The organism is Candidatus Brevundimonas phytovorans (assembly GCA_029203145.1).
In the GTDB taxonomy this organism is placed as follows: Bacteria; Pseudomonadota; Alphaproteobacteria; order Caulobacterales; family Caulobacteraceae; genus Brevundimonas; species Brevundimonas phytovorans.
Genome location: CP119309.1, coordinates 723639 through 742750, shown reverse-complemented (window position 1 = coordinate 742750; position 19112 = coordinate 723639). Strand labels below are relative to the sequence as shown.

General features: G+C 68.5%; 15 protein-coding genes. 5 read left to right on the top strand and 10 right to left on the bottom strand.

What is annotated here, in order from left to right; all coding sequences use genetic code 11:
- Positions 1-10 precede the first annotated feature (10 nt).
- From P0Y52_03515 to P0Y52_03500, 4 genes are all read left to right on the top strand, one after another.
- Positions 11-1615, top strand: a complete 1605-nt coding sequence (locus P0Y52_03515) for a M20/M25/M40 family metallo-hydrolase (protein WEK58617.1) — start codon at positions 11-13, stop codon at positions 1613-1615.
- 112 nt (positions 1616-1727) lie between these two features.
- On the top strand, positions 1728-2531 hold the full coding sequence (locus P0Y52_03510) for a hypothetical protein (protein WEK58616.1): 804 nt from the start codon (positions 1728-1730) through the stop codon (positions 2529-2531).
- Positions 2422-3978, top strand: a complete 1557-nt coding sequence (locus P0Y52_03505) for a DNA polymerase Y family protein (GenBank protein ID WEK58615.1) — start codon at positions 2422-2424, stop codon at positions 3976-3978. Before P0Y52_03510 ends, P0Y52_03505 begins: the two co-directional genes overlap by 110 nt.
- Positions 3975-7364, top strand: a complete 3390-nt coding sequence (locus tag P0Y52_03500; protein WEK58614.1) for an error-prone DNA polymerase — start codon at positions 3975-3977, stop codon at positions 7362-7364. Before P0Y52_03505 ends, P0Y52_03500 begins: the two co-directional genes overlap by 4 nt.
- Before the next feature lie 61 nt (positions 7365-7425).
- Here P0Y52_03500 and P0Y52_03495 read toward each other — a convergent pair whose 3' ends face one another.
- From P0Y52_03495 to P0Y52_03460, 8 genes are all read right to left on the bottom strand, one after another.
- The gene (locus P0Y52_03495; GenBank protein ID WEK58613.1) at positions 7426-8871 is read right to left on the bottom strand and encodes an alginate export family protein; all 1446 of its coding nucleotides are present in this window, start codon (positions 8869-8871) and stop codon (positions 7426-7428) included.
- Between the two features lie 55 nt (positions 8872-8926).
- Positions 8927-9556, bottom strand: coding sequence for a maleylacetoacetate isomerase (gene maiA / locus P0Y52_03490; GenBank protein ID WEK58612.1), 630 nt, complete (start codon positions 9554-9556; stop codon positions 8927-8929).
- Between the two features lie 4 nt (positions 9557-9560).
- Positions 9561-10895, bottom strand: coding sequence for an MFS transporter (locus P0Y52_03485; protein ID WEK58611.1), 1335 nt, complete (start codon positions 10893-10895; stop codon positions 9561-9563).
- Positions 10896-10967: 72 nt separating this feature from the next.
- Positions 10968-11663: a fumarylacetoacetate hydrolase family protein gene (locus P0Y52_03480; protein WEK58610.1), complete on the bottom strand. Its 696-nt coding sequence runs from the start codon at positions 11661-11663 to the stop codon at positions 10968-10970.
- Complete coding sequence (gene gtdA, locus P0Y52_03475; GenBank protein ID WEK58609.1) at positions 11660-12715, bottom strand: gentisate 1,2-dioxygenase; 1056 nt, start codon at positions 12713-12715, stop codon at positions 11660-11662. Before gtdA ends, P0Y52_03480 begins: the two co-directional genes overlap by 4 nt.
- 3 nt (positions 12716-12718) lie before the next feature.
- Positions 12719-13048, bottom strand: coding sequence for a non-heme iron oxygenase ferredoxin subunit (locus tag P0Y52_03470; protein WEK58608.1), 330 nt, complete (start codon positions 13046-13048; stop codon positions 12719-12721).
- The gene (locus P0Y52_03465) at positions 13045-13512 is read right to left on the bottom strand and encodes a nuclear transport factor 2 family protein (GenBank protein WEK58607.1); all 468 of its coding nucleotides are present in this window, start codon (positions 13510-13512) and stop codon (positions 13045-13047) included. Before P0Y52_03465 ends, P0Y52_03470 begins: the two co-directional genes overlap by 4 nt.
- 8 nt (positions 13513-13520) lie before the next feature.
- Entirely contained in the window at positions 13521-14771 is a 1251-nt protein-coding gene (locus tag P0Y52_03460; protein WEK58606.1) for an aromatic ring-hydroxylating dioxygenase subunit alpha, read from the bottom strand.
- Between the two features lie 124 nt (positions 14772-14895).
- On the opposite strand from P0Y52_03460, the gene P0Y52_03455 reads away from it, so the two are divergent.
- The gene (locus tag P0Y52_03455) at positions 14896-16086 is read left to right on the top strand and encodes an FAD-dependent oxidoreductase (GenBank protein WEK58605.1); all 1191 of its coding nucleotides are present in this window, start codon (positions 14896-14898) and stop codon (positions 16084-16086) included.
- A gap of 4 nt (positions 16087-16090) precedes the next feature.
- Here P0Y52_03455 and P0Y52_03450 read toward each other — a convergent pair whose 3' ends face one another.
- Together P0Y52_03450 and P0Y52_03445 are read right to left on the bottom strand one after the other, a co-directional pair.
- Positions 16091-16855 (bottom strand): IclR family transcriptional regulator, encoded by a 765-nt coding sequence (locus P0Y52_03450; protein WEK58604.1) that lies wholly within the window; start codon positions 16853-16855, stop codon positions 16091-16093.
- Between the two features lie 101 nt (positions 16856-16956).
- Positions 16957-19026 carry a phytase gene (locus tag P0Y52_03445; protein WEK58603.1) on the bottom strand — a complete coding sequence of 690 codons (2070 nt, stop codon included), beginning with the start codon at positions 19024-19026 and terminating at the stop codon, positions 16957-16959.
- Positions 19027-19112 lie beyond the last annotated feature (86 nt).

Here is a 19112-nt window from a genome sequence, read left to right as displayed (position 1 = left end):
GGGTATTCATATGAAACATCTGCTCGTCGGGCTTTCGGCCCTTTGCATCGCCACGCCTGCACTGGCCCAGTCGGTGGACCGCGTCGCCATCAACGGCATCATCGACCAGGGTCTGAACCACAGCGAGGTCATGCAGACCGCCGCCTATCTGACGGACCGGATCGGCGGGCGGATGACCAACTCGCCGCAGATGCGTCAGGCCGAGCAGTGGAGCCAGCAGCGCTTCCGCGACTGGGGCCTGTCCAACGTGCGCGCCGAGGGCTTCGAGTTCGGCCGCGGCTGGTCCATCGTCCGCTCCAGCGCCCGCATGACGGCGCCGCGCGCCATCGAGCTGCGCGCCATTCCGGTGGCCTGGACGCCCTCGACCAACGGCGTCATCAGCGCCGGCGTCGTCGTCGCCCCGATCACCAAGGTCGAGGACTTCGACAAGTGGCGCGGCAAGCTGTCGGGCAAGATCGTCATGCTCACCCTGCCGAACACCGGCTCCGAGCCGACCGAGCCGGCCTTCCGCCGCTGGACCGACGCCGAACTGCGCGACCGCAACACCTACGTCCAGCCGCAGCACGCCCACGTCACCGTCGAACGCCAGCTGAAGATGGCCGAGTTCGCCGGCCGCCTGGACGCCTTTCTGGCTGAGGAAGGCGCCCTGGCCTGGGTGAAGATGTCCCAGCGCGACGGCGGCCTTCTGCACGGCACCGGTTATACCTACCAGGTCGGCGCCACGCCCAAGCTGCCCGGCATGGAGATCGCCGCCGAAGACTATCGCCGCCTGGCGCGCCTGGCCCTGACCGACACCCCGCCGACCTTGTCGCTGCTCAGCGAGGTCCAGTTCCACGACGAAGACGTCAACGCTTACAACATCCTGGCCGACATCCCCGGCTCGGACCGTTCGGGCGAGTATGTCATGGCCGGCGCCCACCTGGACAGCTGGGTCGCCTCTGACGGCGCTCAGGACAACGCCGCCGGCAGCGCGGTGGTCATGGAGGCCGCGCGGATCCTGTCGCAGATGAAGGTCAAGCCCAAGCGCACCATCCGCTTCGCCCTGTGGAATGGCGAAGAGCAAGGCATCCTCGGGTCTCTGGCCTATGTCGATCGCTACCTGGCCACGCGCGCACCCGCGACGGACCCGGCCCTGGCCGCCCTGCCCAGCAACCGCACCTGGCGCAACCGTTGGCCGGTCGAGCCGCGCCCCGGCTATCGCGACCTGGTCGCCTACTTCAACCTGGACAACGGCTCGGGCAAGATCCGCGGCATCAACGCCGAGGGCAATGTCGCCGCCGCCCCGATCTTCCAGGAATGGCTGGCCCCCTTCGCCAGCATGGGCGCCACCACCGTCTCGCTGAGGCCCTCGGGCGGCACCGACCACGTCTATATGCAGACGGTGGGCGTACCCGGATATCAGTTCATCCAGGACCCACTCGACTATTCCAGCCGCATCCACCACACCAGCATCGACAGCTATGACCACCTGAAGCCGGAAGACCTGCGTCAGGCGGCGGTGATCCTGGCCAGCTTCCTGCTGAACGCGGCCAACCGCGACGCGCCCCTGCCGCGCATGCCCCTGCCCACCGAACCGACGCCGACCGATCCGTTCGAGTATCCGGCGGCGGACTAAGGCCTCGAACCGAGGCCTGACGCACGCTGTCAGGCCTCGGTGCATGCCTAGATGTAGATGAAACAACGGCCCGGCTTGACTCCCCCGGGGGCGCGGGGCGCATATAGAACAAATGAGGAACATTTGTTCGCAACCTGATGCTCTGGCGGCGCTGAAGATTCGACTGGAGGCGCTGGATCGGTCCGGCGGTCGTCGCGTCGAGACGGGCGCGCGCGACAGGGACGGGAGCAGCGGGAGCGACGACGCCTTTGCGCACCTGGCCACGGGGGTCCTGCACGACCTCTACGCGGCGGCCCCTGCCGACGCCGTGGCGGTCAACGCTTTTGGTTTGGGGATGGCGCGGCGGGCGGCAGCGGGGCGGCCCATCGTTTGGGCCCTGCATGAGATGATGGGACAGGAGGCGGGACGACCGCACGGGCCGGGCCTGCATGAGATGGGGCTGTCGCCGCGCGACCTGTTGCTGGTGCGGGCGCGCGACGTGCAGACCCTGCTGGCGGTGGGCGAAGAGGCCCTGCGCAGTCCCGCCGTCGGCGCGGTGCTGCTGAGCGCCTGGGGCGAGGCCAGGGCCTTCAGCCTGACGGCCAGCCGGCGACTGGCGCTGGCGGCCGAAACCGGCGGCGCGACCCTGTTTCTGGCGCGCGCCGGCGCCGCCCCCTGCCCCAGCGCGGCCGAGACGCGCTGGTCTGTGGCCTCGAGCGCCTCAGAACCTCTGGAAGGCGGAGCGCCGGGGCGACCGTCTTTTTCCGCGACCCTGCTGCGGCGACGCGGCAGCGGGGCGACCGGAACCTGGATCATGGAGTGGGATCGTGAGCAGGGATCATTCCGCCCGCCCGCGCCGCTATCTGGCGGTCTGGTTCCCCTGGCTGCCCAGCGACCGGCTGCGGCGTCAGGAAGCCGAGAAAGACGCGCCGCCTGAAGGCGCGCCTGTCGTTCTGGTCGAAAAGGTCAAGAGCGCGCTGCGGCTGGCCGCCGTCGATCCGGCGGCGGCGCGGGCCGGACTGACGCCGGGTCTGGCCCTGGCCGATGCGCGAGCGCGCACCCCCGCCCTGCGCACCGTCGCCCACCGCCCCGACGCCGACGCCGCCCTGCTGGCGCGGGTGCTGGAGGATTTCGGCCGCTTCACTCCCATGGTCGCTTTGGACCCGCCGCACGGCCTGATGCTGGACGTCACCGGCTGCGCCCACCTGTTCGGCGGCGAGGCGAAACTGATGGAGACGGTCCAGACCCGCTCCGGACGCGCGGGACTTCAGAGCCGCAGCAGTCTGGCCAGCACGCCTCAGGTCGCCCGCGCCCTGACCCGCTTTGGTCCCGGCGGCCTGTTCGCACCGGGACAGGACCGGGCCGCCGCGCGCGCCCTGCCGGTCGCGGCGCTGGAGCTGGCGGACAAGGAGGAACAGGCCCTACGCCGCGCCGGGCTGAAGCGGTTGGCCGATCTGGATGACCGCCCACGCGCGCCCTTGGCCGCCCGCTTCGGCGCCGACTTCCCCGCCCGACTGGCGCGGGTTCTGGGCGACGAGGACGTGCGCATCACCCCGCATCGCCCGCCCGCCGCCGTGGTCGTCGACCGCGTCTTCTTCGAGCCGATCTCGGCCCCTGAAGACGTGGAGCGCGTCCTGTCCGACCTGCTGGTCGAGACCATGGATCGGCTGGATCTGGCCGGTCAGGGCGGGCGCGCCTTCGAGGCCGGCTTCTATCGCGTCGATGGCGAGGTGCGCCGCATCGTCGTCCGCACCGGCCGCCCGACCCGCGACGCGCCCGCAACCCAGCGCCTGTTCCGCGAGCAAATGGCGGCCCTGTCTCACCCGCTGGACCCCGGCTTCGGCTTCGACCAGATGCGGATGTCCGTCCCCTGGACGCAAGTCCTGACGCCGACCCAGCAGGGGCTGGAGCGCGAGACGCCGGGTGAAGAGGCCTTCAGCCGCCTGATCGATCGGCTGACGGCCCGACTGGGGCCAGAGGCCGTGCTGCGCTTCGAGCCCTTCGCCTCACACATCCCTGAACGCGCCGCGCGGCTGGTTCCGGCCTCGGCGCGCCCCGGCGACGAGGTCTGGCCCGACCTCGATCCCGACGATCCGCCCTTGCGTCCCCTGCAGATGTTCGACCCGCCCCAGCCGGTCGAGACCCTGGCCGAGGTGCCCGATGGCTATCCCCTGAAGTTCCGCTGGCGCCGCGTCCTGCACGAGGTCGTGCGCGCCGAAGGCCCCGAACGGATCGGCGGCGAATGGTGGCGCGCGCCGGACCAGCGCACCCGCGACTACTACCGCATCGAGGATCAGGACGGCCGTCGCTTCTGGCTGTTCCGCCAGGGCCTCTATGGGGAAACGCCCGAACCGCGCTGGTTCATCCACGGCCTGTTCGCATGAGCGCGCTCGACCATGGCGGCGACTACGCGGAGCTGGCGGCGGCCAGCAACTTCTCCTTTCTGCGCGGGGCCTCGCACCCCAAGGATCTGGTGCTGACGGCGATCCTGCGCGGCCACGTCGGTCTGGGTCTGGCTGATCGCAACACCGTGGCGGGCGTGGTGCGAGCCTGGAGCGCGCTGAAGGCGCTACGCCGCGACGGCCTGGCCCCGCCGGACAAGGTGCGTGACGGCGGCAGTCCCGGCGAGGTCGCCTTCATTGAAGATCCTCTGAACGATCCGGCGATCTCGGAAGAGGTGAAGCGTCGCGCGGCGGACTTTCGCCTGCTGACCGGGACGCGGCTGGTCTTCAACGACGGGACGCCGGACGTCATCGCCTATCCCGAGACGCGCGCGGGCTGGGGCCGACTGACCCGCCTGCTGACCCTGGGCAATCGCCGGGCGAGAAAGGGCGAGTGCGAGATCGGGCTGCGCGACCTGCTGGCCGACGCCGAGGGCCTGTTGCTGATCCTCATGCCGCCCGATCAACTGGCGGGACTGGAAGCCGTGCTGACGCGCGTGGCCGAGGCGGCGCCCGGCGCCGTCTGGCTGGGCGCCGCCATGCACAGGCGCGGCGACGACCGGCGACGGCTGGCCCGATTGAAGGCGATCGCCGCCCGCACGAACACGCCCCTTCTGGCGCTCAACGACGTCCTCTACGCCGCGCCGCCGGACCGCGACCTGCAGGACGTCCTGACCTGTATCCGCGAAGGCGTGACCATCGAAACCGCCGGCCTTCGGCTGGAGGCCAACGCCGAACGCTGGCTCAAGCCCAGCGCCGAAATGGCCCGCCTGTTCCGCGACGCGCCCGAAGCCGTGGTCGAGACGACCGCCCTCCTGTCGCGCGCCGCCTTCGATCTGTCCGACCTCAGCTATCAATACCCGGAAGAGCCGATCCCGCCGGGATGGGAGCCGCAGGCCTGGCTCGCAGAGCTGACCGGCCGTCACGCCGCCATGCGCTATCCCGACGGGGTTCCCGACAAGGTTCAGGCCCTGCTGGACAAGGAACTGGCCTTCATCGCCCGCAAGGACATCGCCCCCTACTTCCTGACCATCTTCGACATCGTCCGCGTGGCGAGAGACAAGCGCATCCTGTGTCAGGGGCGGGGATCGGCGGCCAACTCGGCGGTCTGCTATGTGCTGGGCATCACCTCGGTCGACCCGATGGAATCCGATCTGCTGTTCGAACGCTTCCTGTCCGAAGACCGAAACGAACCGCCCGACATCGACGTCGATTTCGAACACGAACGGCGCGAGGAGATCATCCAGCACATCTACGACCGCTATGGCCGCCACCGCGCCGGCATCGCCGCCACCGTCATCCATTTCCGCCCGCGCAGCGCCATCCGCGAGGTCGGCAAGGCCCTGGGTCTGACCGAGGACGTCACCGCCCGCCTGGCCTCCAGCCACTGGGGCAGTTGGGGGACCGAGATCGGCGACCGCCACGTCGTTCAGGCGGGTCTGGCCACGACCAATCCCATGATCGCCCGCGCCGTCGCCATGGCCTCGCGCCTGCTGAACTTTCCGCGCCACCTCAGCCAGCACGTCGGCGGCTTCATCCTGACCCAGGATCGGCTGGACGAGATGGTCCCCATCGGCAATGCGGCCATGCCGGACCGCACCTTCATCGAATGGGACAAGGACGACATCGACGCCCTGCGCCTGATGAAGGTCGATGTGCTGGCGCTGGGAATGCTGACCTGCATCCGCAAGGCCTTCGACCTGATCCGCGCCCATGCGGATGAGGACTGGGAACTGCACACCCTCCCGCGCGAGGACCCCGCTGTTTACGACATGCTGTGTCGGGGCCAGTCCATCGGCGTGTTTCAGGTCGAGAGCCGGGCCCAGATCAACATGCTGCCCCGGCTGAGACCCCGCTGCCTTTATGACCTCGTCATCCAGGTCGCCATCGTCCGGCCCGGCCCGATCCAGGGCGACATGGTTCATCCCTATCTGCGACGCCGGAATAGAGAGGAGGAAGTCGTCTATTCCTCGCCCTCGCCCGACCACGGTCCGCCCGACGAACTGGAGCAGGTTCTGCACAAGACCCTCGGCGTGCCCCTGTTTCAGGAACAGGCGATGAAGCTGGCCATCGTCGCCGCCGAGTTCACCGATGGTGAGGCCAACGGCCTGCGCAAGGCCATGGGCACATTCCGCGGCGACGGCAGCCTGCACACCTATGAGACCCGGATGGTGGGTCGGATGATCGAACGCGGCTATGATCCCGCCTTCGCTCAACGCTGCTTCGAACAGATCAAGGGCTTCGGCTCCTACGGCTTTCCCGAGAGCCACGCCGCCAGCTTCGCCCGGCTGGTCTATGTCTCCTCGTGGATCAAGCACCGCCACCCGGCGGCCTTCGCCTGCGCCCTGCTGAACAGCCAGCCCATGGGCTTCTACGCCCCGGCCCAGATCGTGCGCGAGGCGCAGGAGGTCGGCGGGGTCGAGGTGCGGCCCATCGACGTCTCGCACAGCGACTGGGATAACAGCCTGGAGGGGTCGAAGTCGGCGCCGGCCCTGCGCCTCGGTTTGCGCCAGATCGACGGCTTCAGGAAGGACTGGGCCCTGGCCCTGGCCGCGGCGCGCGCCGAGGCAGGTTTCGCCGACATCGAGACCCTGGCCCGGCGCGCCGACCTGCCCGGCGCGGCGATGCGAAAACTGGCCGACGCCGACGCCTTCCGCTCGCTGGGACAGGACCGGCGCGAGGCCCTGTGGGCGGTGCGGCGTCTGCCCGACGACGATCCCCTGCCCCTGTTCGCCGCCGCCGAGGCGCGCGAGCGCGGCGCCCGCGAGCTGGGCGTCGAACCCGATGCACAGTTGCCGCTGATGCCGCTGAGCGAACACGTCGCCGCCGATTACCAGACTGTGCGGCTGTCGCTGAAGGCTCACCCCATGGGCATTCTGCGCCCCGTCTTCGCCGCCGACCGGGTGCTGACCTGCGCCGAAACCGAGGGCAGGCGCGGCGGCTCCCTGGTGCGGGTCGCGGGGGTGGTTCTGGTGCGTCAGCGACCGGGCAAGGGCAACGCCGTCTTCATCACCCTTGAGGACGAAACCGGCATCACCAATGTGGTCCTGTGGGCGCGGATGCTGGAACAGTTCCGCCGCGAGGTCATGAGCGCGCGGCTGATGCAGATCGAAGGCGTAGTCGAGAAAAGCCCCGAGGGCGTCGTCCACGTCGTCGCGCGCCGCGTCATTGACCGCAGCAACGACCTGGCCCGCCTGTCGGAGGATCATCAGACCGAGATCGAACTGGCCCGCGCCGACATCGTCGCCCACCCGCAGCCCCCGCGCCAGCCGCCGCATCGTCACCCGCGCGACGTGCGCATCCTGCCCGGCTCGCGCGACTTCCACTGACAAAGAAGCCCCGTCTCGACATCGAGGCGGGGCTTCTAAGGACTTCAGCGAAAGCGACTGGTCAGAAGCGGAAGGTCAGGAAGGTCCCGAGGTAGGACTGGTCCTCGGCCGTGCCCGTTTCCTTCAGGAAGTCGCCGGCCTTGGTGTAGTTGGCCACGCCCATCAGGGAGACGTAGGGCGTCAGGGCGTAGCGGGCGAAGACGCCGGTGCGCCAGCCGACATAGGACGACTGGCCCTCGTTCGCGCCGCGCAGCACCATGCCGGACAGGGCATAGAGGCCGTCGTCCTTGCTCTGACGCCACAGGCCGGCGGTATTGGCGCCTAGGGTCAGCTTGGGCGACGGGCGCACCGTCACCTCGGGCTGCAACAGCACCATGTTGGCGAAGCCCAGATCGGTACGCAGGGCCGCCGGTTGCGGGAACAGGGGGTTGAAGCTGTTCAGCTTGCCGTCGTTCGGGTCCTTGTCGCCCGAGCCGACGTCCAGACGCACGGCCAGGCGCGGCGACCACTTCACGCTCGAGAAGGTGCGACCGCCAACGGCGGAGATGAACCAGGCGTCGATGTCGAGGTCGCGGAACGAGCCCCACTGCTTCACCGCCTCGACCTCATAATCCCAGGGCGCGACCTTGCCCGACAGACGCACCGACAGGGTGTCGCGGTCGTCGCGGCCCGCAACCTGACCGTCGAACGGCGTCACCAGACGGTCGGTGTTGGCGTAGAGCAGTTCCAGCTTGGGCGCCGTCGCCCCCTGCCCCAGCGTCTTGGCGGCCGTCGCGCCATAGAGGCGATAATCGAAGTTGGTGGCGTCATCCCACGAGGCCTTGCCTTCGCGCAGGGCATAGCCGGCGAAGGCGCCGCCGCTCCAGCCGGTCGGGCTGTCATAGAGGACCCGGACCATGTCCAGCGCCACGCGGGCATTGGCGCCCTCGCGCATGTCGAACAGGCGGAACGACCCTTGGCCGAATTCCTGACGGCCCGCACGAACGCGCAGCGTGCCGCCGCCCAGGCCGGTCCTGGCCTCAAGGAAGGCCTGATGCAGGTCGGTGCGGTTTTCCTCGATCACGGGTTCGCCGCTGGCGAGGCCCGAGGTGCGGGCGTCCTGCACGTCGACGAAAGCGCGCAGGGACGAACCCAGATTCAGCTCCCCCCAGAGACGGGCGCGGGTCTGGAAGTCGCCGCCTGTGTCCTGCGCCCCGCGACCGAAGCGTTCATTGTCGCGGTGTTCGGCGCGGAAACGCAGCTCGCCGCCGAAGCTGGCCCAGACGGGGCTGCCCTCGCCGCCGACCGGCACATATTTGAACTTCGACCAGGTCGAGGCTCGCTTGGCCGGGTCGGCCAGCCAGGCGTAGTTCTCCTCGTGGTTGATCAGCTTGAACGGCGGCGGCGCGGTGGGGGCGGCAGGCGCGACCGAAACCGCAGCGGGCGCGGTCTGGATCGGCGCCTCGGCGTCCACGGGCATGGGGGCGTGCGAAAGCAATGCGGCGGCGGCCGCAGCGGCGATACTCATGGATTTCCTCCGGGAAAGGGCGCGGTTGGCTCCGCGCTCGGTTCGATTGGGATGATTATTCGGCGTCGGGCTGTCGGCCCGGGACGGCGTTCTGGAAGGCGGGCAGTTCGAGGCAGGCGGCTTCGAGCGCCAGCAGGCGCGGCCAGCGCACCTCGACGCCAAAGCGGCGGGCGTTGCCCAGTTGCGGCACGATGCACAGGTCGGCCAGAGTCGGGGCGTCGCCGAAGGCGAACGGTCCCGGCTGGTCGGTCAGCAGCGTGTCGACCGCGTCGAGACCTTCCTCGATGACCGTCGAGGCCCAGGCCTGAACCATGTCTTCGCCCAGACCGAGGTCGCGCAGGCGTTGCAGCACCTTGAGGTTCTGCACCGGGTGGATGTCACAGGCGACGGCCTGAGCCACGGCCCGAACCTTGGCCTTCTGCACCGGATCGGCGGGCAGCAGCGACGGCGCGGGCGAGGTCTCGTCGAGGTATTCGATGATGGCCAGAGACTGGGTCAGAGCCGCGCCGTCGTCGGTGACAAACGAGGGCAGCAGACCCTGCGGGTTGAGCGTCAGATAGTCCGGCGCCCGCTGCTCGCCCTTGCGCAGGTGGTGGATGACCTGCACGGCCTCCAGTCCCTTGAGGCCCAGGGCGATACGCACCCGCCAGGAGGCCGTGGAGCGGAAATAGCCGTGCAGGATCATGGGGTCAGACTCCGGCGCGGCGGCGCACGCCGCCGAGGGTGAAGACCGCGATCGAGGCGATCACGGCGGGGATGACAGCCAGCAGGATCAGGTTCTGCGGGCTCCAGCCGGCGGCCAGCAGCACGCCGCCCACCAAAGGACCGACGATGGCGCCGATGCGGCCGACACCGAGAGCCCAGCCCACGCCCGTCGCACGGATGGCGGTCGGATAGACAGCGGCGGTCAGGGCGTTGCAGCCGATCTGGGCGCCGACGACGCCGAAGCCGGACAGGGCCGCACCGAGCAGCAGGACCGTCAGGTTCGTGCCGCCGAAGGCCAGCAGAGCGATAAAGGCGGCCGAGGCGGCATAGGCCGAACCCAGGACGACGTAGGGGCTGATCTTGTCGATCATCCGGCCCAGGACGATGGCGCCGACGACGCCGCCCATGTTCAGGGTGGCGGTGGACAGGATGGCCATGCTGAGCGGCAGACCGGCGCCCTTCAGCAGGGTCGGCAGCCAATTCACCAGGAAGTACATGACCAGCAGGTTCATGAAGAAGGCGACCCACAGCAGCAGGGTCACCGGCGTGCGGCCTTCACGGAACAGCTGGAAGACGGAGAAGCCCTTGGCCGCCGAGGTCTGCTCGTGTTTCAGGCCGGCGATGAAGTCGCTGACCGAGGCGTCGGCGTCGATCTTCTTCACGATGGGGGCGATCCTGTGCTCAGGCGCGCCCTTGGCGACCAGGAAGCGCACCGATTCCGGCAGCATGAACCAGAGCACCGGCAGCAGCAGCAGCGGCAGGACGCCGCCGACGACGAAGACCGAATGCCAGTCCCAGGTGGCGATCAGCCAGGTCGAGACCAGGCCGCCGATGGTCGAACCCAGCGGGAAGCCGCAGAACATGACCGTCACCAGGGTCGCACGCAGGCGGGCCGGGCCATATTCGCTGGTCAGGGCGATGATGTTGGGCATGGCGGCGCCCAGGCCGACGCCGGTGATGAAGCGATAGATCAGCAGCTCGTTCATCGAGGTCGAAAAGGCCGTCAGCAGGGCGAACAGGCCGAAGATGAAGGTCGAGATCAGAATGATGGTCTTGCGGCCGAACTTGTCCGCCGCCGGGCTGAGGGTGAAGGCGCCGACCGTCAGGCCCAGAAGGCCGATGGCGAAGATCGGGCCGAACGCCGACGGGGCCAGACCCCAGTCCTCGGCGATCTTGGGCGCGACGAAGGCGATCGACTGGGTGTCGAAGCCGTCGAGCATGGCGATGATGAAGCACAGCGCCGTGACGCCGAACTGTAGCGGGCCGAATTTGGCCCGATCGATGACGGCGTTTCCGCCCCCCTCACCCATGGCTGCCATATGTGTCGTCCTCCGTGGAGGGCGCGTCTGTCGCGCGCCTCTCCGTGTGTTGATGATGTTAGAGAAAAGGGATCAGGCGGCGGGCGGGCCGACCTTGATGTTCAGCGGGGTCAGGCCGTCGATGGCGACGGTCATGGCGTCGCCAGGAACCACAGCGCCGACGCCGGCGGGGGTGCCGGTGTAGATCAGGTCGCCGGGCTGGATTTCCCACAGTCCCGACAAGTAGGCGACGATGTCCGCCACCGGCCAGATCAGGTCGGCCAGGTCCGCCGTCTGCTTGACCTCGCCGTTGACGGTCAGTTCGATCTTGCCGTGCTCGGGATCAAAACCCTCGCCTGCCTTGTGGATCAGGCCCAGCGGCGAGGATTGCTCGACGTTCTTGCCGGTGTCCCACGGACGCCCCTGGGCGCGGGCTTCCAGCTGCAGGTCGCGGCGCGTCATGTCCAGGCCCGTGGCGTAGCCCCAGACGTGGTCCAGCGCGTCCTCGACGGCGATGTTGCGACCGCCCTTGCCCACGGCGACGACCAGCTCGGCCTCATAGTGGAAGTTCCCGGTCTTGGACGGATAGGCGATGGTCGTGCCGTCCAGCACCACGGTCTCGGCCCAGGCGGTGAAGAAGAAGGGCGGCTCGCGGTCCGGGTCGCGGCCCATCTCGCGGGCGTGGGCGGCGTAGTTGCGGCCGACGCAGAAGATGCGGCGAACCGGGAATTCGTCCCCGGTGTTGGTCGGGGCAAGCACGGGCGCTTGCGGTTGGAACAGCAGGCTCATGCGTTCTCTTCCTTGTAGAGGTTCAGTTTTTCCTGACAGGCCTTGTCGGAGTATCCGAACAGGACCAGTCGGCTGGCCGCCTTGAAGGCGACCGATTTCCACGACGGCACGACGACGATGTCGCGCGGCTTCAGAGCGATGGTTTCGCCCTCGATCACCGCCTCGCCCGTCCCCTCGACCACCACGAAGATGGTGCCGTCGGTCGAGCGGCGCGGCTTGCTTTCAAAGCCTTCCGGCAGCAGGCGGACATGGGCCGAGATGGTGGCCATGATCGGCCCGCCATTGATCGGGTTCATGAACTCCAGCGCATGACCCAGATGCGCGTCGATCTCGGCCCCGCCTTCGGCCATGCCGTCCAGCGCCGGACGCCACTCGGCGTAGGGATAGTGGAACAGCGGCTGATGCGCCGGGCGGCGATCCGCCGTGTGCCCTTTCAGCGGACGCATATTGCGGCCATAGCGGTTCAGACTGTCGCCAGCCGGGGCTTGTTCCGGGAACTGGTCTTCCGAATAGCCCTCGGCGAAGCTGGCGTCGAAGTGGCGGACGGTCGGGATGTCCAGCCCGTCCAGCCAGATCATCGGCGTCTCGGTCGGGTTGCCGTGGTCGTGCCACTGGCCGCCCGGCGTCAGCACCAGGTCGAAGGGCTGCATCACCGCCTTCTCGCCGTCCACAGAGGTATAGGCGCCGCCGCCCTCCATGACGAAACGCAGGGCGCACTGGGCATGGCGGTGGGCCGGGGCGATCTCGCCCGGCAGGATCAGTTGCAGACCGGCATAGAGGCTGGGCGTGATGCCCGAATGGCCCGGCAGGCCGGGGTTCTCCAGGATCAGCACGCGGCGCTCGGCCTGCTTGGCGCTGATCAGGTCGCCGGCCCGCATCAGGTAGTCGCGGGCCTTGTCATAGGACCACTTGTGCACCTTGGCCGGGGAGTCCGGCTGGGGCAGGACCAGGGCCGACAGCTTCTCCCACAACGGATAGAGGCCTTCCGGCTCCATCTGCTCATAGAGGGCGTTCAGCTGGGACTGCTGGTCGTTGGACAGGACTTCGTGCATGGCCTAGCCCTCCATGCCGACGTGCAGCAGGCCGTCCTGAAGCTTGACCGGGAAGCTGCGCACGGCGACCGAGCAAGGCGCATCGACCGGGGCGCCGGTCTTCACATTGAAGGTGCCCTGATGCAGCGGGCATTCGATCAGCTCACCGTCGAGGAAGCCGTCCGACAGGCTGGCGGCGCCGTGGGTGCACAGGTCAGCGGTGGCGAAATACTCGCCGTCCACGACATAGAGGGCGACGCTCAGGCCATTGGCGCTGGCCTTGGCCACGCCATGTTCATCGAGGGCTGAGGGCGGCAAAGTCGCCACCCACGACAGGATCGCGGCTTCGGTCATGCGGGGTACACCAGACTGTTGGGGATCATTTCGGAATCGAAGACGACGACGCGCTCGACAAAGCGCAGCCGGTCGCCGTCGCGGACGATGCGGTCGTGGCAGACGGCGGACAGGATGATGTCCGACTGCTTGTCCACCAGGGTCTGCACCACCAGCAGGTTGTGACGGACGCTGACGCTGACCTCATCCTGAGCCGTCACGCGCGGCGCGGTGGGGAAGCGACGATAGTAGCGCGGCGCATACATCTGGGTGCGCGTCAGGCCGGTCACCCGATCCTTCAGCATGCCCCGGCTCTCGGCCTGCATGGTGCTGAGCGTATAGCCGGCGTCGAAGTTCTCGCGCGGGATCACCCGATAGAGGCAGTCCTCGGTGAAGAAGTCGGGCCAGGCGTGCAGATCGACGTCGTCCAGCACGCCGTAATAGGCGTCGTACAGGTCGCGGATTTCGTCGCGGGCGATGGTCATGGTCGCGCTCACAGGCCCATCACCTTGCGCCAGTAGCGGTACATGCCGCGCACGGCGGTTTCCGTGACCTGGTGATCGGTCGGCGCGATCTCGCGGCCGCCCATCTGCAGGATGAAGTGCTCGTCCGGCGAGCCGGCGGCGCCCTGCTGGGTCATTTCCAGAACCTCGCCGTCGTCGGCCGAGACGAAACCGGCCGGGCCAAACAGGTTGGCCTGACGCGTGCGGCGCAGGCGCATCTCCGGCGTGTCATCGGCATAGCACCAGTGGGTCCAGTGGAAGTCGAAGCCGCCCGGTCCCTTGGGCACGATCTGACGCGTGGTCAGGCTGTTGACCTGCTGTTGCAGGATCACGCTGGGGAAGATGGTGATCATCCCGACGGTCTCTTCGCCCGGAAACTCCTGCACCACGTCCATGACGCGGGGGTCCTCCAGCACCAGATCGCCCTGGAAGTTGCGGATGTCGGCCATGGCCTCGGTCTTTTCCTGCTCGCCCTTGCGCGAGATCAGGATGCCGTGACGGCCTTCGTCGTCGATATCGACGGCGGACTTCTGGTCGGCGCGGAACAGGCCGAAGGTGGCGAAGAAGACGTGCAGCAGACCCGCGTGATAGGGGTCCTTGATGTTCTCCTGCATCTGCTTCCAGTTGGCCGGGATGTGCTGACGGTTGTAGCCCAGCACCTCCAACTTCCGGCCGTCATAGACGCGGGTGTAGTGCTTCCAGAACTTCTCGCCTAGGTATTCGCGGAAGGGCGGCGTCTCGTCCGAGAAGGTGGCCCAGACCACGCCGTTGACGACCTCGACACGCAGCTTGTTCAGACTGTGGTCCTTGGGATCGAAGTCCGACGGCATGCCGCCCTGGCGCTTGACGCCACGACGGAAGGGCACGCCCTGCAGGTCGCCGTTCAGGGCATAGGACCACTGGTGATAGGGGCAGATCAGCTCCTTGGAGTGGCCGGTGCGGGTCTGGCAGAACTTGACGCCCTTGTGGGCGCAGCGGTTCTCGACGACCGAGATCTCGTCCTCACCCGAGCGGACCATGACGCAGGGCTTTTCGCCGAGCGTGGTGGTTTTCCAGTCGCCGACCTCGGTGAGTTCGCACTCCAGACCGACATAGAGCCAGTGCGGCCCGTACCAGATCTTCTGCAGTTCCTCGGCGTAGATCGCGGGGTCCGTATAGACCCAGAAGGGCACGGCGGCGTCGACGTCGGCCGGCCATGCGCGGCTGTTCTCGCCCTCCGGCGGGCGTACGGGGATGTTCACTGAAAGCTCCCGGACAAAGAATTCGAAGCAGCGATCTCATGTCGCCGTTGACCGCATTGGTGTCGTGGTTTTTGATCTATGTCAAACGCGTTGCATCTAGTGCAACGACAAGCGGAGATCACAAATGGCTGAACGCATCGTCATTCTGGGGGCTGGGCACGCTGGCGGCGCGACCGCTATCGCCTTGCGTGAGCTGGGTTTTTCGGGGTCTATCCTAGTCGTCGGCGACGAGGCGCACCCCCCCTACGAACGTCCAAGCCTGTCCAAGGATTATCTGTCGGGCGCCGAGACCGATCCGGTCTGGCTGGCGCCCGCGGAACGCTGGGCCGAGCTGAATGTGACCCTGAAACTGGGCGCCGAGGCGGTCGCCATCGATCGCGACAAGGGTGAGATTCGACTGGCCGACGGAGCGGTCGAGCCCTTCGACAAGCTGGTCCTGGCCATGGGCGGTCACGTGCGTCGCCTGCCCCTGCCCGACCATGCCGCCGTCCGCTATCTGCGCACCGCCGACGACGCCCGCGCCATCGCGGCGGCGGCCACGCCCGGCGCCCGCGCCCTGGTGATCGGCGGCGGAGTCATCGGTCTGGAAGCGGCCTCGACCCTTCGCGGTCTGGGCCTGTCGGCGACCGTGATCGAAGCGGGCGAGCGACTGCTGGGCCGCAACGTCCCGGCCGAGGCCGCCGAATGGCTGGCCGCCGCCCACGCCCGCATCGGCGTCGAGGTGAAGCTGGGCCGGTCGCTGCAAGTGCTGGAAGACGCCGCCGACGGTTCCGTTCTGGCGCGGCTGGACGACGACTCGACCATCGAGGCCGACTTGATCGTCGTCGGCATCGGCATCATCCCCTCGACCGAGATGGCCGAGACGGCGGGCCTGCCAGTCGAGGGCGGGGTTCTGGTCAGCGACGACTACCGTTCGCCCGCCGACCACCGCATCTTCGCCGTCGGTGATCTGGCCGCCCGGACGCGAGACGGCGCCGCCGCCCGCATGGAGACCTGGGCTCACGCCCAGACCTCGGCCCGCGCCGCCGCCCTGGCGATCATGGGCCATCCCGCCGAGGTCGATCCGACGCCCTGGTTCTGGACCGCCCAGTGCGGCCACAACCTGCAGATTCTCGGAGATCCGGCGGCGGGCGACGCGGTCGTGTCACGCGGCGAGGCGGTGCGTCTCTATCTGCGCGACGGCGCCCTGGTCGGGGCCGTCTGTCTGGATCAGCCGCGCGACTTCGCTGCGGCGCGGCGTCTGATGGGCAAGGTGCTGATGGCGGAAACGGCGTCCGACCCGGCGACCGACCTGCGCAAGGCCGCCGCCGCCTGATCCGTCAGGCGGGGCGCACCCCGCCCGTCGACCGGGTGATCTCGTCGCAGACCTCGATCAGGCGCTGGCGCGCCTGATCGTCGTATTCCGGTTTGAACACGTCGGTGGCCAGCACGGTGGCGGTGAAGACCGCCTCCCCCTGCAGGTCGAAGATCGGCACGGCGGTGGCCCGCAAGCCGGGGATCAGATCACCCCGGATGGCCGAATAGCCGTCGCGCCGCACCCGCACGCGCAGACCCTCGACATCGACTGGCTGAAACTGCGGCTGGGTTTCGCGCTCGACCATCTGACGCGTCGCCGCCTCTGGCCGGAAGGCCAGAAACACATGCCCCGTCGCCGAACTGAGCAACGGCAGGGGCGAGCCGACCATCAGCGAGGTCGAGATGGCCGGCGTGCCCATGATCCAGCGCACCACGATCGGCCCCGTCGGCCCCAAGGCGCCCATCTGCACCGTGCGCCCGGTCTCGACGACATAGTCGGTCAGGGCGATCGCCGCCTCGCGGAAACTGTCCATCCGCGACAGGGCCGCCAGCCCCAGACGCAAGGCGCCCGAGCCCAGCTCATACCGCCCCGTCGCGGCATCCTGACGCGCCATCCCCGCCGCGATCAGACTGGCCAGATAGCGGTGCGCCTGAGACGCTGACAGGTCCGACGCCTGAGCAATCGCCCCCAGCGCCGCCGCCCCGCTCTGCGAAGCCAGCACCTCCAGCACCCGCAGCCCGATGCCCACGGACTGAATGCCCTGCCGCCGCTCGCCTGCTTCGCTCATTCGCCCCGTCCGTCGCCGTGTGATTGCCGAGGCCAACCTATAGCCGAAGCCGGACAACGGGTAGCCAAGGCAGGCGCCCAGATCGCGGAAAGCGTGCGGACCTAGCGCCGTACCTCCAGGCCGAGAGCGTCGGCGATGGACTTCCACGGCACGTATTTGAAGTTCTGGGTCTCGCCTGGCAGGACGTTGCGTCCGTCCTGAGCCACCATGGCGCCGTGCTCGAAGCCGGGGCCGAGGTTGCGACTGGTCACGTCCAGACCGTCGGTCTCGGACACGCCGTCGATGCCGCGCGCGCCGTCGGCGACGACGATGAAGGAGCCCAGATAGGCCTGATCCCCTTCGCGCCGGAAGACAGCGTAGCTGTCGTTGCCCTGACTGGAGGCGACCACATAGCCGCGCCCGTCGCCCAGATCATAGAGTCCGACGCCTTCCATATCGTCCTTCAGCGCCGGGTTTTCGCTGATGCGCGCGACCATCGTCATGGCCGAGCCGCCATCCGGTTCCGCCGACAGACGCCAAAGGCCAACGTCCTCCTCGGCCACGAACAGCAGGCCGCTGGCGTCGTCGGCGACGCAGCCCTCGACCTGGCTGGCGAAGGCGAAGTCGCGGACGCGAACCGCGCGGACCTTGCCGTTTCCGGCGTCGACCAGTTCCCACTGACGCTTCTCGCCGTTGGAATCATTGATGAAGACATAGGTCTTGCCGGTACGAGCCGACCTATACATGCACTGGCCATAGGGATCGCCCTGCCCCGTCGGCTGCACGCCGTCAGCGATGTTGATCAGGCGGCGCGCCTCGGTGTCGAGGCGATAGATGGCGACGGCCTTGTTGGTGCGGTCGCTGGCCGTGACCAGCACCACCGGCTGACCGCCCAGCATGAAACCTTCGCGCAGATCGACATTGTTCATCTTGCCGTCGGGCAGGTGCTGAAGAACGCGACCTTGCATGTCGTAAAGGTTCAGCCCCGCCTTCTTGTCCGTACCGATGACCAGGCTGTTGGCCGGGTTCTTCGGATCAGCCCATATGGCTGGGTCGTCGGCGGCGTCGCCGGGGCTGCCCACCGGGGCGGTTTCCGCCACGGCGACCACGGCGGGGAAGCGCGGCGCAGCGACGGCGCGCGCGTCCTGCGGCGTGCCCGCCGACAGGTTCAGCGCCCCGGTCAGGGCGGAGATCGACACCAGCTTGTAGTTGGCGCCCTCGGGCGCATCCTCGTCCGTCACCAGCAGGGCGCCCGAGGGCAGACCCGCGCCCAGCGACGCGCCGACGACTTGCAGCGCGCCAGGCTCCTTGACCGCCGCGCCGCCGCGGCCCGTCAGGCTGGCGGCGCCGAGCCAGGCGTCATCCGCGCCGTGGTCATAGACGAACAGCCGCCCGCTGGAGGCGTCGGTCGCGATCAGATAGCGCGCGCCCTGGCCGCCGTCATAGAGGGCCAGCGACCCGCTCTCTTCGCTGATCCGGCCCAGACCCGCCGCGTCGACCAGGGCGGGCGCGGCATCAGCCTCCGGGTCGCCGTTGAAGCGCCAGACGCCCACCGCCTGCTGCGAGACGTAGAGCTGGCCCGTCGCATCGTCGGCGACGCAGTATTTGACCTTGGACGGCAGGTTGATGCGGCGCGCCGAGCGCGCGTCCACCCTGCCCTCGGCATCGGCGTAAAGCAGCAGTTGTTCGATCTCGCCGCCGTCGCCCACGGCCACGGCATAGAGGCCGCCGTCGCTGGCGTTGCGCAGCAGGCAGACATCCTCGACGGCGAAACCCAGAGGCACGGCGCGCGCGCCCACCTCGACCGGCGCGCCGTTGCGCATGGCGAAGATCCGCAGGCTATTGTCGGTCTTGTCGGTCGAGACCAGCAGCGTCTCAGGCTGGCCCTTGATCGGGAAGCCGTAGCGGAGGTCCAACCCCCCAGCCTCGCCCGCCGGAACTGCGCCCACGCGCGCGCCCGTCAGATCAAAGATCTCCAAGCCTGCAAGCCCCGCGGCCGACACCAGACGATGCTGTCGCGCGTCGGCGCCCAGCACGATCACGCCGCTGCTGGCCTCGCCGGTCGAGGTCGTATCGATCGCCGCCGCCACGACCGGGGCCGCTGCGTCCTGGGCCCAGGCAGCCCCGCCAATCGCCATCGCCAGCACCATAGCGCTAGCTCCAAAAAGATTGCCCGTCAGCCTGTTGGTCATGGTCGCCTCCCACATTTATCGCCGCCCTACGCCAGGGGCGCAGTAGTGGCGTTTTGCGAAAGATACGCGACGACGACCATTCTGCA

Coding starts and splice junctions, on each gene's coding strand:
- P0Y52_03515 (WEK58617.1), top strand. CDS start 11: ATGAAACATCTGCTCGTCGGGCTTTCGGCCCTTTGCATCGCCACGCCT.
- P0Y52_03510 (WEK58616.1), top strand. CDS start 1,728: ATGAGGAACATTTGTTCGCAACCTGATGCTCTGGCGGCGCTGAAGATT.
- P0Y52_03500 (WEK58614.1), top strand. CDS start 3,975: ATGAGCGCGCTCGACCATGGCGGCGACTACGCGGAGCTGGCGGCGGCC.
- P0Y52_03495 (WEK58613.1), bottom strand. CDS start 8,871: ATGAGTATCGCCGCTGCGGCCGCCGCCGCATTGCTTTCGCACGCCCCC.
- maiA (WEK58612.1), bottom strand. CDS start 9,556: ATGATCCTGCACGGCTATTTCCGCTCCACGGCCTCCTGGCGGGTGCGT.
- P0Y52_03485 (WEK58611.1), bottom strand. CDS start 10,895: ATGGCAGCCATGGGTGAGGGGGGCGGAAACGCCGTCATCGATCGGGCC.
- P0Y52_03480 (WEK58610.1), bottom strand. CDS start 11,663: ATGAGCCTGCTGTTCCAACCGCAAGCGCCCGTGCTTGCCCCGACCAAC.
- gtdA (WEK58609.1), bottom strand. CDS start 12,715: ATGCACGAAGTCCTGTCCAACGACCAGCAGTCCCAGCTGAACGCCCTC.
- P0Y52_03470 (WEK58608.1), bottom strand. CDS start 13,048: ATGACCGAAGCCGCGATCCTGTCGTGGGTGGCGACTTTGCCGCCCTCA.
- P0Y52_03465 (WEK58607.1), bottom strand. CDS start 13,512: ATGACCATCGCCCGCGACGAAATCCGCGACCTGTACGACGCCTATTAC.
- P0Y52_03455 (WEK58605.1), top strand. CDS start 14,896: ATGGCTGAACGCATCGTCATTCTGGGGGCTGGGCACGCTGGCGGCGCG.
- P0Y52_03450 (WEK58604.1), bottom strand. CDS start 16,855: ATGAGCGAAGCAGGCGAGCGGCGGCAGGGCATTCAGTCCGTGGGCATC.
- P0Y52_03445 (WEK58603.1), bottom strand. CDS start 19,026: ATGACCAACAGGCTGACGGGCAATCTTTTTGGAGCTAGCGCTATGGTG.